This window comes from Clostridium niameyense (assembly GCF_001243045.1).
GTDB classification, from domain to species: Bacteria; Bacillota; Clostridia; order Clostridiales; family Clostridiaceae; genus Clostridium_F; species Clostridium_F niameyense.
On sequence record NZ_LN849007.1, the window covers coordinates 1,895,179 to 1,909,283 of the forward strand.

Annotated in this window: 9 protein-coding genes, 1 riboswitch and 1 other annotated feature; of the genes, 3 read left to right on the top strand and 6 right to left on the bottom strand. The window is 27.5% G+C overall.

What is annotated here, in order from left to right:
• Nucleotides 1-2: 2 nt before the first annotated feature.
• From BN1711_RS09955 to BN1711_RS09975, 5 genes are all read right to left on the bottom strand, one after another.
• On the bottom strand, nt 3-2,399 hold the full coding sequence (locus tag BN1711_RS09955; RefSeq protein WP_050608002.1) for a homocysteine S-methyltransferase family protein: 2,397 nt from the start codon (nt 2,397-2,399) through the stop codon (nt 3-5).
• On the bottom strand, nt 2,377-3,072 hold the full coding sequence (locus BN1711_RS09960; protein WP_050608003.1) for a vitamin B12 dependent-methionine synthase activation domain-containing protein: 696 nt from the start codon (nt 3,070-3,072) through the stop codon (nt 2,377-2,379). Before BN1711_RS09960 ends, BN1711_RS09955 begins: the two co-directional genes overlap by 23 nt.
• A 32-nt stretch (nt 3,073-3,104) precedes the next feature.
• Nucleotides 3,105-3,986, bottom strand: coding sequence for a methylenetetrahydrofolate reductase [NAD(P)H] (gene metF / locus BN1711_RS09965; protein WP_050608004.1), 882 nt, complete (start codon nt 3,984-3,986; stop codon nt 3,105-3,107).
• An 85-nt stretch (nt 3,987-4,071) separates the two neighbouring features.
• A riboswitch (SAM riboswitch) is annotated at nt 4,072-4,157 on the bottom strand.
• A gap of 77 nt (nt 4,158-4,234) precedes the next feature.
• Nucleotides 4,235-6,883 (bottom strand): ABC transporter permease, encoded by a 2,649-nt coding sequence (locus BN1711_RS09970; RefSeq protein WP_050608005.1) that lies wholly within the window; start codon nt 6,881-6,883, stop codon nt 4,235-4,237.
• A complete protein-coding gene (locus BN1711_RS09975; protein WP_050608006.1) occupies nt 6,870-7,562 on the bottom strand; it encodes an ABC transporter ATP-binding protein in 693 nt (230 codons plus the stop codon). Before BN1711_RS09975 ends, BN1711_RS09970 begins: the two co-directional genes overlap by 14 nt.
• Nucleotides 7,563-7,772: 210 nt before the next feature.
• Between BN1711_RS09975 and BN1711_RS09980 the strand changes: the two genes are divergently transcribed.
• Entirely contained in the window at nt 7,773-8,891 is a 1,119-nt protein-coding gene (locus BN1711_RS09980) for a YibE/F family protein (protein WP_050608007.1), read from the top strand.
• Between the two features lie 420 nt (nt 8,892-9,311).
• The gene (locus tag BN1711_RS09985; protein WP_050608008.1) at nt 9,312-10,535 is read left to right on the top strand and encodes a NupC/NupG family nucleoside CNT transporter; all 1,224 of its coding nucleotides are present in this window, start codon (nt 9,312-9,314) and stop codon (nt 10,533-10,535) included.
• A 207-nt stretch (nt 10,536-10,742) separates the two neighbouring features.
• Here BN1711_RS09985 and asnS read toward each other — a convergent pair whose 3' ends face one another.
• Nucleotides 10,743-12,134, bottom strand: coding sequence for an asparagine--tRNA ligase (gene asnS, locus BN1711_RS09990; RefSeq protein ID WP_050608009.1), 1,392 nt, complete (start codon nt 12,132-12,134; stop codon nt 10,743-10,745).
• 49 nt (nt 12,135-12,183) lie between these two features.
• Nucleotides 12,184-12,424 (bottom strand) — a binding site (T-box leader).
• A gap of 288 nt (nt 12,425-12,712) precedes the next feature.
• On the opposite strand from asnS, the gene BN1711_RS09995 reads away from it, so the two are divergent.
• A complete protein-coding gene (locus tag BN1711_RS09995; RefSeq protein ID WP_423243712.1) occupies nt 12,713-14,101 on the top strand; it encodes a sigma-54 interaction domain-containing protein in 1,389 nt (462 codons plus the stop codon).
• Nucleotides 14,102-14,105: the final 4 nt, after the last annotated feature.

Consider the following 14,105-nt stretch of genomic DNA (forward strand, 5'->3'; position numbering starts at 1 on the left):
TATTAAAAGTTAAATACTTCTTTTGCTATTTCAACAGCTTGTTTTGCATCCTTTGAATAAAAATCTGCTCCTATTTCTTTTGCATATTTAGAAGTAACCACAGCTCCACCTATCATAACTTTTCCTGAAAAGTTAACTTTCTTTAAAGCCTTAATAGTCTCTTCAATAGATTTTACAGTGGTGGTCATTAAAGCGCTTAATCCTACTAATTTAACCTTATTATCTATTGCTTCTTTTACTATCTTTTCTACTGGAACATCTTTTCCTAAATCCAAAATATCATATCCATAATTCTCTAATATAACCTTGACTATATTTTTTCCTATATCATGAATATCCCCTTTAACAGTAGCTAAGATTATCTTTCCTTTTGTTATCTGACACTTATTTTCCTTTGCTATTCTTTCCTTAATTATATCAAAAGATATCTTTACTGTTTCTGCTGCCTGAATAAGTTGCGGAAGAAATATTTCCCCACTTTCGTATTTGAATCCCACTTTATCTAATGCAGGTATTAAATATTCATTTATTATTTCCATTTCATCTTTATATTTTAAAAGTTCTTCTGTTAAATTCTTAGTAGTATTTTTTAATCCTTTTAATATGGCACCATCTAATGTATTTTCATTTTCTTTCTTGGATTTATATATTTCTCTATCTCCCACTATAACTCTACTAATTACTTTGCTTGAATAATTTTCTATATATTCTTTTGCTCCTTTATCATTATTATTTAACACCTTAAAAGTACTTATAACATTTATTATTCCTTCTTTATTAGGGTTTATTATAGGTAAATCTAATCCAGCTCCTAAAGCTAAAGCTAAAAAAGTTTCATTAATTAAATCCCTATTAGGTAATCCAAAGGATATATTTGATACACCTAATACAGTTTTTACGTTTAACTTCTCCTTAACCATTTTCATAGCTTTTAAAGTTTCCATCACTTCCTTTTGTTGAGCAGATACTGTTAAAGTTAAACAATCTATATATATATCCTCCTTTTTAATGCCATATTCCTTAGCTCTATTTATTATTTTTTTAGCAATATTAAATCTGCCCTTTGCTTTACTTGGAATACCTTTTTCATCTAGGGTTAATCCAATAACAGCTGCCCCATACTTTTTAGCCAAAGGTAATATACCATCTAAAGATTTATCCTCACCATTTACAGAATTAACAATAGGCTTTCCATTGTATACCCTTAAGGCCTTTTCAATAGTTTTCACGTTACTAGAATCTATTTGAAGTGGAACATCCGTTATACTTTGAATTTCCTTTATAATATCTTTCATTATTTCACTTTCATTTATTTTAGGAAGTCCTAGGTTAATATCTAGTATTTCTGCTCCTGCTTTTATCTGATCTATAGCTTGTTTTAATATATAATCTATATCCTTTTGTAAAATTGCTTGTTGCAACCTCTTTTTTCCAGTTGGATTAATTCTTTCTCCAATTATTCTTACTTCATCTATTTCTACTACTTTTGATGGAGTAGTTATAGCATACTTTCTTTGTTTTTCTCTTTTAATAATCTTTTTACCTTCTACCATGGTTTTAAGACATCTTATAAAATTCGGATTAGTACCACAACATCCTCCAATAATGGAGACTCCTAAAGATACCAAGGTATCTACATATTTGCAGAATTCTTTTTCCCCTATATCATATACTGCATCACCATTAATTATTTTAGGAAGTCCTGCATTAGGTTGAACCATAACAGGTAAATTAGTATTTTTTATTATTTTTCCAACTATAGGTTTAAGTTCTTTAGGTCCTAATGAACAATTAACGCCCAATACATCTACTCCTAAAGCTTCTAAAGTTATAGCCATACTTTCCGGTAGACAACCTGTGAAGGTTCTCCCATCCTCTTCAAAAGACATAGTAGCAAATATAGGTAAATTACAAATTTCCTTTGCTGCAATTATAGCTGCCTTCATTTCGTATAAATCTGTCATGGTCTCAATAAGAATAATATCCACGCCTATTTCTGTAGCTGCTTTAATTTGCCTTTTAAAAATCTCTACTGCTCTTTCAAAACTTAATGTACCCATAGGCTCTAATAACTCTCCAATAGGGCCTATGTCTAAGGCTACTAAACATTCTCCATTACCTATAGCTTTTCTTGCTAATTTTATTGCTTGTTGTATTATATCTTCTACTGTATAAGGTAAATTTTTAAGCTTTAGTTCGTTAGCTCCAAAGGTATTGGTAGTTATAACTTTAGCCCCTGATTTTATGTATTTTTTATGAATGTCTATTATTTTTTCTCTTTCCGTAAAATTAAACTTTTCAGGATTTTCTCCTAATTTTAATCCTTCTCTTTGAAGCATAGTTCCCATAGCCCCATCAAAAATTAAAATATTGTTTTTAATATACTCCCTTACATCCATGATTTTTCCCCTCTTTCCTATAGTAACACGTATTATAATTACTGCAATTTGTACAAGTATATTTGCCATTATTTCCATATACGTTTTTTATACCTATTATAGCTGTCACGGATTTTCTAGGAAATAATAACATATGTTCTGAAACTGTTACTCCTATCCTTCTTTCTGCATTTAATACATTTATAAAATCTTTTTGTATATCCAAAGATAAATCCCCATATCCTGGACTATATCTAAAAGTTAAAGATTCTCCTTCTTTAATACACTCTTCTTTTATTTTATTTTGTATTAAATCGCAAATTTCCTCTACAGCTGTAGTAGCACAAGCATCTAGTATTACTGCCTTTGTTAAATCAACTCTTTCATAAAATCTTATTCTTCTTTCAATATCATTCCCTAATGTTACTGCCATAAGTATACATTTATCACAATCTTTTAATAGCTTATTTATGTCTTTTCCTAACAACTTCAAACTTGTGCCAGTTATTTCCACATTATCATCGCTTTTATTTATAGAATAAATGTCATATATAAATTTAGGTTGAAATAAACTCTTGCTTTCTATTCTTACAGAATGTATTTTATTAATTAAATTTTCACTTAAATTTTGCCCTCTGTATCCCAAATATCTTAACACTTCATTTTTATCAATAATTAAATCATCTTTATTCATATTTCATCACCTAAAATCTATTTTATTTAATATTAACTAACCTTTTCCCTATTAATACTTTCCAATATAATTTTTATATTATCTGAAATTCTACTAGCTACATATGGATTATTCATTGTATACAAATGAACTCCTTCTACACCTGTAGAAATTAAATCCACTATTTGTTCAACGGCATACGCAATTCCTGCTTCCATTAAAGCCTCGCTACTATGTTCATATCTATTTATAATTTTAATAAATTTACTTGGTACCTTAACCCCACATAAAGAACTTATTCTCTCTATTTGCCTTTTATTTATAACTGGCATGATTCCTGCCTGAATAGGAACATTTATTCCCTTACTCCTAACTTTATTTAAAAAATCATAGTAGTGATTATTATCAAAAAACAATTGGGATATAAAACTTGTAGTCCCACTATCTATCTTTCTTTTCATATTTTTCATTTCTAAGTCTATATTCTTATTTTCTATATGACCTTCAGGATAGCAAGCAGAAATAATATTAAATTTATCCTTATGTTTTATATACTTTATGAGATCACTAGCATAATTAAAATCCTTTTTTTCAAGACCATTATTGTCTCCTCTTAAAGCTAATATATTACTTACCTCCTCTAACTTAAGTCTATTTGTTATATCATCTATATCCTTCTTTGTAGATGATATACATGTTAAATGGGCTAATGGCTCTATGTTATATACATTTTTTATTAAAGATGATATTTCAGAAGTTTTATTATTTATTGTGCTTCCTCCTGCTCCATATGTAACACTTATAAAATCTGGATTTAAGTGATTTAATTCATTTAAAGTTTTATAAATAATTCTTACCGGTAATTTATTTTGGGGTGGAAACACCTCAAGAGAAAACACTAATTTTTTTTGTTCAAATATTTTTCTAATATCCATAATACCCTCCTATATTTAACTTTTGTTTATAAAAAAAAGATCTTAGGATATTTTCCTAAGACCTTTCAAGCCGTTTCAATTAATATCCTCATCTATCTGGAATTAGCACCACATATAAACATAGGTTGCTGGGCTTCATAGGGCCAGTCCCTCCGCCTCTCTAGATAAGTTTTTATTTTGAATCATTATACATTATATTTATATATTTGTAAATATAAACTTTTATTTTATAATAATTACTGACAGAACTACTCTTTAGCTCTTATATTATCCACTATACTCATCTTTTCTAATCTTCTAAGTGGCACTATAGATGCTACAAATGTTACTATCATTACTCCTAATACCCCTAATAAAAATATTCCTATTGGAAATTTAATTTCAAAATCCGCAACTGCTTTTACTTGTTGTAATAAAAGATTATATAATCCTAAAGATATAATAATACCAAAAATACTTGTAATAATACCGTGCAATCCTCCTTCTAAAATTACCATTTTCTTTAACTGTTTTTTGGTCATTCCTATAGCCATTAACGTTGCAAATTCTGATTTTCGAAGGAGTAATCCCATACTTATAGTATTTATTATATTTACTATACCAATTATAGTTATTATAGTTATGAAACCATATATAAATACTGCAATTTGTTTTTCAACACTTTCCATTTCCTTTACTTTTTTATAAAGATCTATATAGCTACCATTTAATTCTTCAGCCCCATCTTCAAAGAAAGCGAAGTTTTTTTCTCTAGCATTTTTGTCTTTATAACTAACAAAGACACTATTTAAAGGGATTTTACCAAAATTATTTTCAAAACATTTTTCACTAAATACTAACCCCACACTATCTGGTACTAGTTTATTAAATTCATCTTTTTCCAAAATACCTACTACAGTAAACTCCATAAACTCGCCATTTTCTATAGATTGTTTGTATGGTTTATTTAAATCTACTTTCTTATTTTCAAAAGGACTAGGATAAAACATTTCTTTAGACTTTGGAATTTTTATTTTATCTCCAACTTTATATTTAGTAATATTACTTACTATTTTCCCACCATTTTTTTTAGAAATTTTATTTGTATCTATAATTAGTACACCATTTTTATTCAAAGCATCTATATCTACATTTCCTGCTTTTAAATTATTCTTAGCCAATTTGAGAGAATTATAATCATAAGAAGTGTAAAAAGCATATAAAGAAACATAATTTTCATTTTTAATCTTTTCACTAGTAGGTTGTTTTGCATTTGCATCCTTATAAGGTTTTTTATTTATCATATTCTCCTTTATATATATTAAGCCTGATTTAATCTTAGGAGTATATACCTCCTTTATGCCTTCCCTGTTCTTAATTTTAGAAATAAATTCTTTATTTATTTCACTTTTAGTTTCCATTAAAGCATCAAAAGCAAAAGATTCTGTGAACTTTTTTTGTGCATCTAAGGTTAATTTACTAAGTGAACTAAATAATATAAACATTATTAAAGATATCATAAGAGAAAATACAGTTATTATAAATCTTTTATTATTTCTTCTTATATTTTTATAAGCCACTGATCCCTCAATTCCAAATAATAACTTTGATATCCTTCCTTTTCTTCTTTTTATTTTTTCTTTCTTTAAGTTAGATGAATTTCTTATAGCATCTATTGGTGAAACTTTTGATGCTTTCCTTGCAGGGCCTATAACTGATAATAATATGGTTATTAAAGTTAATATTATGCATATTACTATAACTTCCTTATAAAATTTTATATTTAAGCCTTCAAAGATAAATAAATTAGATATAGGCATAATTTTTAGTGTAATATATATACCTATATAACCTGCTAAAATTCCTAGAGGAATAGCTATAATGCTCATTATAAAGGCCTCTTTAAAAACCAAATTTCTTATTTGTCTAGGTGTTGCCCCTATACTCCTTAATGTTCCAAATTGGTTTATTCGTTCTGCTACTGATATATTAAAAGCATTATAAATAACTGCCACTGTGCATATTACTATTAAACCTACTACAAATATAAATATATTTTTTGTACTTTTATTAAGTATTGTACTGTTTCCTTGTGCCATAATTCTTAATAAACCTTCATTAAAAGTTATTTGTTCACCTTTAGAATTTATAGTTTCACTTACACCTATAGTTTTACCTACCTTAATTCCAATTTTTCTCTTATCTTTTTTTTCTTTAAGATTTGCATAAAAAGAATATTTATCATCTTTATTTAAGGAACTTTTATTTAAATAGCCTATGGCTTTGTAATAATTACTTGAAAAACTTTTATCTGGTTCATAATATCCTACTATTTTATACTTTTTTACTTGATTTAAACTAAACTTTTTAATATCTATATTTAAATTTCCATTTTTAATTTCTTTAATAACTTCGGGATTATTCTTAATTTCATTATCTACTAAGTCAGAATCTAATTTAAACCACTGTACATAATCCCCTACTTCTTTTTTAAATTTTCTTTTTGACCTTTTCTCTAAAATTATTTCATTAGAATTTTTCGGTAATCTTCCTTCCTTAATATCTATAGTCATTACATTACTTAACATACCATCATCATAAAGATCTAAACTTACTATTTTTTTATCTTTACCATCATTTATGCCTAAGATAGTATTCTCTTTACTTATGCCATAACTTGAAATTTCAAAATTGTTTTTGAGTTTATCTGTTTTGTCCTTATTTATTTCACAATACTTTACCTCATAATTTCCTACAGACTTTCTCTTTCTATCTACTAATCCGTCCCTCATGTTAAAGAATAAATTTCCAATGCCTGAAAATAAGGATATGGCTAAAATTATGCCTATTATAGTTAATACTGTTCTCTTTTTATTTTCATTCAAATATCGTGTAGTTATTTCACTATAGCTTTTCACTATTAATCACCTCATCCCCTTTAACCTCACCATCTGATATAGTTATAACTCTATCTGCCATCTTTGCAATATTTAAATCATGGGTTATAAGAATTAAAGTTTGATTATACTTTTTAACGGAATATCTTAGAAGTTCTATTATTTCCTTTGAATTTTTAGAATCTAAATTTCCTGTAGGCTCATCTGCAAGTATTATAGATGGTTTATTAGCTAAAGCTCTTCCTATAGATACTCTTTGTTGCTGTCCCCCAGATAACTGTGATGGAAGATGATTTCTCCTTTCTCCAATCCCTAAAATTTGTAAAAGCTCTTCCATATATCTTTTATCTAGCTTCTTTCCATCTAAAAGAACTGGCATTTCTATATTTTCTTCTACTGTAAGAACTGGTATTAAATTATAAAATTGAAATATAAATCCTATTTTTCTTCTTCTTAATATAGCAAGTTCATTCTCTTTTAATGTATAAATGTTTGTACCATCTAAAATAACTTCTCCAGATGTAGGTCTGTCTACTCCACCTAAAAGATGAAGTAATGTACTTTTACCTGATCCTGAAGCTCCTACTATAGCTACAAAATCTCCTTGATTTATGCTTAAATTAATATTTTTTAATGCGTCTACCTTTATTTCACCTTTTCCATAACTTTTACAAAGATTTTTAACTTTTAATAATTCCACTTTATATTCACTCCTCTTATTGAATATATTTTCTTCTACAAACTACATATTAAACTTCTTTTATTACAATAGCATAAATTTCACTATTACAATTTTGTAATAATCATTTATAACCTTAATATGGCTATATGAAATTTTTAGTAATATAACTAAATTAACATAATATATTTTAATAAGACCAATATATGTTAATACAAAAGGAGGAAAATAATGAACTTAAAATTTAAAAACATATTTTTTATACTTACCTTATTATTGATACTTTTATTTACTGGGAAAACTTATGCTGAAGATAAAAATAATATTGCTTCTTATGATCCTATTAGAGGAAAAATTTTAAAAGTTACCAAAGAATATAATGAAACTCAAGGTGAGGGAAAAGAATCAAATAAAATAAAAGTTCAAAATTTACAAGTAGAAATATTAGAAGGAAGTCATAAAGGTGAAAAGGTATCCATTGATAATCATGTAAACCTATCTAAGCAAAATGGAACATTTTATGAAGAAAAAGATGAAGTGATGTTAATTACTGAAGAAGATAACGGAAAGTTAGTTTCTGTTAGTATATATCAATTGGCTAGAGATAAGTATCTAAAATATTTTGTAATTGGGTTTTGTATTATAATGATTCTAATTGGAAGATGGAAAGGTATAAAATCTTTATTAACTTTAGGTATTACTGTATTTTTTGTTTTTAATGTGTTCTTAAAATACATTTTGAAAGGATACAATCCTTTTATAATATCTATTTTAGTATGCATTTGTATTACTACTACTACCTTTATAATAGTAAGTGGTATAAACAAAAAAACTATATCTGCTATATTAGGAACTACTGGCGGAGTTATTATTTCGGAGTTGATAGCCATACTAGTTGGAAACCTATGTAAAGTAAATGCTATAAGTTCCGAAGAGGCTCAGGTTCTTTTATATTCTAATTTAAATAGTTCCTTAAATTTTAAAAACATATTTTTTGCTACAGTTCTCATAGGTGCTTTAGGAGCTGTAATGGATGTAAGTATGTCTATATCTTCTTCTATGTACGAAATAAGACAAGCTAATAGAAACATAAGTACCCCTAAACTTATGAAGGCTGGTATGAATATAGGACGAGATATAATGGGGACTATGTCCAACACTTTAGTACTTGCTTATGCTAGTGGAGCAACTTTTCTTATTTTAAGTTATATGGCTAATGGTATAACTTTAGGAGATATAATAAATCAAGATATGATAGTATGTGAAATAATAAAAACCTTATCAGGAAGTATAGGATTAATTTTTACTATACCTATTACAGTAATTATATCTGGTTTTTTAGATAGATAAAAAAATCTACCTTAAGATTTTAAGGTAGATTTCTTATTTTAGACATTAATGGTTTCAACTCTATTTAATGATTTATCTTTAGGTTCTACCTCTACAATACCAATCATGATATTAATTTGAAACTCCAATGTTAAATTGCACTAATAATGACCATCACTAAATAATTATTATTAGTGATGAATTGCTTTTTTATGCTAAATTTACATTAATACATATATTATCCATTGACTTTTCTTCTATAAAAATTTATAATAATTTCGCAGAAAAATAATTTTTTATTAACATATTGTAGTATTAAAGAAATTGTAAATGTATACACTGTATTTTTTTATTAAATTATGTATAAGTTCAATTCTTATCCAAATACACAATTTTATATTTATCAACTTTTTACAAGAGATGATTTACAAGGAGGATTTTATGGAAAGATTTATAAGCTTGTTAGGTATTTTTGTTTTTTTAGGTATCTGCTATTTAATATCTGAGAACAAAAAAAAGGTTAACATTAAACTTGTTTCTGTAGGAATTATTATTCAATTCATTTTTGCATTCTTAATTTTAAAAACATCTATCGGTAGAATAGCTTTTGAAAAGCTTGCCAATTTTGTTACAACAATCTTAGGCTTTACTAAAAATGGTTCAGAATTTTTATTTGGTAGCTTAATTACTAATACTGATAGCTTTGGATTTATATTTGCTTTTCAAGTATTACCAACTATTATATTTTTCTCTGCTCTAATGTCAGTTCTATATTATTTAGGGGTTATGCAATTTTTAATAAAGCATATAGCTAACTTCATGGCTAAAACTTTAGGAACTTCTGGAGCTGAATCTATATCTGCTGCTGCAAACATATTTGTTGGACAAACTGAAGCTCCTTTAATTGTAAAACCTTATATAGATAAGATGACAAGATCCGAGCTTCACTCTGTAATGGTAGGAGGAATGGCTACTGTAGCTGGTAGTGTAATGGCCGGATATATAGGAATGGGTATAAGCTCAGCACATTTATTATCAGCTTCTATAATGTCTGCTCCTGCGGCTTTCGTTGCAGCAAAAATAATAGTACCTGAAACCGAAGAGCCAATAACTAAAGGTAATGTTAGTTGTGCTGTAGAAAAATTAGACAAAAACGTAATAGACGCAGCTGCTAGAGGTGCTTCTGAAGGTCTTCAAATGGCTTTAAATGTAGGTGCTATGTTATTAGCTTTTGTAGCCTTAATAGCTATGCTAAATGCAGGATTAGAAGGAATTGGTCATTTAGTTGGAATAAACGGTTTAAATTTTGAAAATGTATTGGGTTATATATGTTCACCTTTTGCATATGCAATGGGAATACCTTCTAAAGATATGTTAACAGCTGGATCTCTTATAGGTCAAAAAACTGTTATCAATGAATTTGTAGCATATTCAAACTTATCTACTCTTATAAAACAAGGAGCATTAACTCCAAGAACCGTAACTATATTAACCTATGCTTTATGTGGATTTGCTAACTTTAGTTCTATAGCAGTACAATTGGGCGGTATTGGACAACTTGCTCCAAAAAGAAGAAGTGAAATAGCACAACTTGGAATAAAAGCTTTAATCGGAGGTACTGTAGCTAGTTTCTTAACTGCTTGTATTGCAGGAATTTTAGTATAAAAGCTACAAATTTATATACTAATGTAACTAAACTACTTAATTTTATTAGTTAATATAATTAAAAAGGCATGTATTTTTCAATAAGTACACGCCTTTTTTAATTTAATTAATATAATACATTATAATTTAATTATATTGTTTTAACTATTTATGCATTGATTAATTTAATATATATCCATTATTTAAAAATATTTATAAGTATCAATATTAGAATTCAGCTGAACCTGGAGTTCTTGGGAATGGTATTACGTCTCTTATATTTCCCATTCCTGTCATATACATTATAATTCTTTCAAATCCTAATCCATATCCTGAATGTTTAGTTTCTCCATATTTTCTTAATTCCAAATACCACCAATAATCTTCTTTATTAAGACCTAGTTCTGCCATTCTCTTTTCTAATATTTCTAATCTTTCTTCTCTTTGACTTCCACCTATTATTTCTCCAACTCCTGGAACTAAAAGATCTGCAGCTGCAACAGTCTTTCCATCATCATTTAATCTCATATAGAAAGCTTTTATATCCTTTGGATAATCTGTTACAAATACTGGTTTCTTATATATTTTCTCTGTTAAATATCTTTCATGTTCTGTTTGAAGATCTATTCCCCATTCTACTGGATAATCAAACTTCGCACCAGATTTTTGAAGAAGATCTACAGCTTCTGTATAAGTAATTCTAGCAAAATCTGAACCTACTACATTATCTAATCTTTCAAATAATCCTTTGTCAACAAATTTATTGAAAAATTCCATTTCTTCTGGTGCATTTTCTCTAACATAATTAATTATGTATTTTACCATATCTTCTGCTGTATCTAAATAATCCTTAAGTTCTGCAAATGCCATTTCAGGTTCTATCATCCAGAATTCTGATGCATGTCTTGCAGTATTTGAATTTTCTGCTCTAAATGTTGGTCCAAAAGTATAAACATTTCTAAAAGCTAAAGCAAAAGTTTCTGCTGAAAGCTGGCCACTTACTGTAAGATTAGCTGCTCTTCCAAAGAAATCATCTGAAAAATCAACTTTTCCTTCTTCAGTTTTAGGAATATTCTTTAAATCCATAGTAGTTAACTGGAACATTTCACCTGCACCTTCACAGTCACTACCTGTTATTATAGGTGTATTTACATAAACAAATCCTCTTTCTTGGAAAAACTTATGTACCGCATAAGCTGCTAATGAACGCACTCTAAATACGGCTGAAAAAGTGTTACTCCTTGGTCTTAAGTGAGCTATACTTCTTAAATATTCAAAGCTATGTCTCTTTTTTTGTAATGGATAATCACTGTGTGACTTTCCTTCTATAACAACTTTTTTAGCTTTAATTTCAAAAGGCTGTTTTGCATTTGGAGTTATTTCTAAAACACCCTCTATTGATATAGATGTACTTATAGCCATTTTACAAAGTTCTCTAAAATTATCTAATGAATCCTCTATAACTATTTGAACATTTTTAAAGAAACTACCATCGTTAATCTCTATAAAACCAAAAGTTTTAGAATCTCTTACTGTTCTTACCCATCCACTTAATGATACTTCTTTTCCAGAATACTTTTCTGTTTCTCTGTATAAAGATTTAATTAAAACTGATTCCATTTTAAATCCTCCTTTTTATTTTTATACATTATAAAAAACCTTTCATCCCTAAAGGGACGAAAGGTTAACTTCCGCGGTACCACCCAAATTGCAATAAGCCTGCTTAAAATGCATAAACAATAATTTATACAATCCAAAGATAAGGTTTTGGAAACCTCTAAGCCTACTTTAATACAATTTCGGTTAGAAACTCTGAGATGTTCTTCACTATAGAATATTTATGGAACTCACACCCTCATCCACTCGCTTTAAAATACATCTATACTTACTCTTCTCTTCATAGCTTTTATAGTCTACACTTTATCTAAAAATTATAATATTTTTAATATTATATGTCAACCTATTTTAAATATTCAAGATAAATTTAAACAATTAATATTATTTCTTCTCAGAATATCGTCAATTTTTGTATATTTTATTTAAATTTTAAACTCAATTAAAATAAAGTTATATATCTTAATATCTAACTAAAATTATGTTATACTTAATTCATAATAGTATTTTAACTGAATGTTTATACTGAGGTGATATTTTTGATAATCAATACTAACCACATAGAATCTTTGGATTTGAAAAGTTTGGTTAATAATGACGAAAATAAAAGTTTAGAACACTGTTTATTTGAATCTACCCTTAATGTAGCCTATGAAGGCCTTATAATTATAGATACAAACTTTAATATTATTAAAACAAATGTTATGGCACTAAATATATTAAATTCCACAGAAGATAAAATTAAAAAATTTTCTATAAAAGATATTGTGAAAACACATGGTTTTATAGATGATTGTATAGAAAATGGAAATCATAAATTTAGTGTAGATTGTAATTTTTATATAAATAATAATTGCATAAAATGTATTACAAACATAATGGCAGTAAAATTTGAAGATAAAATATTAGGAGCAGTTTTAGCTTTACGAGATACACGTCATATTCACAAATTAGTTAATAATGTAGTTGGATATAAGGCTTCCTATACATTTGATGATATCATAACAAAAAATCAAAAGATGAAAAGTATAATAGAATTTGCAAAAAAGGCTTCTGAATCTGACTGTAGCATTCTAATAGAAGGAAATAGCGGTACTGGAAAAGAACTTTTTGCTCAAGCTATACATAACCATAGCAATAGACGTCATGGCCCTTTTGTGGCAGTAAATTGTGCTGCTATTCCAAGAGAACTCGTAGAAAGCGAGCTATTCGGTTATGAAAAAGGAGCTTTTACTGGAGCTTCAAAAGGTGGCTACCCTGGAAAATTTGAATTAGCTGATGGTGGTACTATATTTTTAGATGAAATTGGAGAACTACCTTTAGATATACAATCTAAGTTATTAAGAGTTTTAGATAACTTAAAAATTATGAGGGTTGGAGGAACTTATGAAAAAAAGGTTAATGTTAGAGTAATAGCTGCTACCAATCGTAAGTTAAACGATGAGGTAACAAATAAAAACTTCAGAGGAGATTTATATTATAGATTAAATGTAATTAATGTGCATATAATTCCCCTTAAAAATAGAATTGAAGATGTAGAAACTTTAACTTCTTATTTTATAGATAAATTAAATATAAAGAATCCTGGTAATTTTAAAAAAGTATCTCCCGAATTTATAGATAAACTTAAATGCTACAATTGGCCAGGTAACGTTAGAGAATTAAGAAACATTGTAGAACGTAGCTACTATATATGTGAAGGAGACCTTATCACAGATAAATATTTAAGTGATAAATTAAATAAACCTATAACCTCTGATGAAACCACTAGCACTTTAAATTTAAACCATGTTAACATCAATGATGAAGTAATACCTTTATCTGAACTAGAGCATAAAGCTATTAAAAATGCCTTAATTCATTGTAAAGGAAATATTATACAGGTATCCAAACTTTTAGGAATAAGTAGGGCTACCATTTATAGAAAGATAAATAAATATAATATAAATATAGAAGATATTATTAAAGAATAAAAAG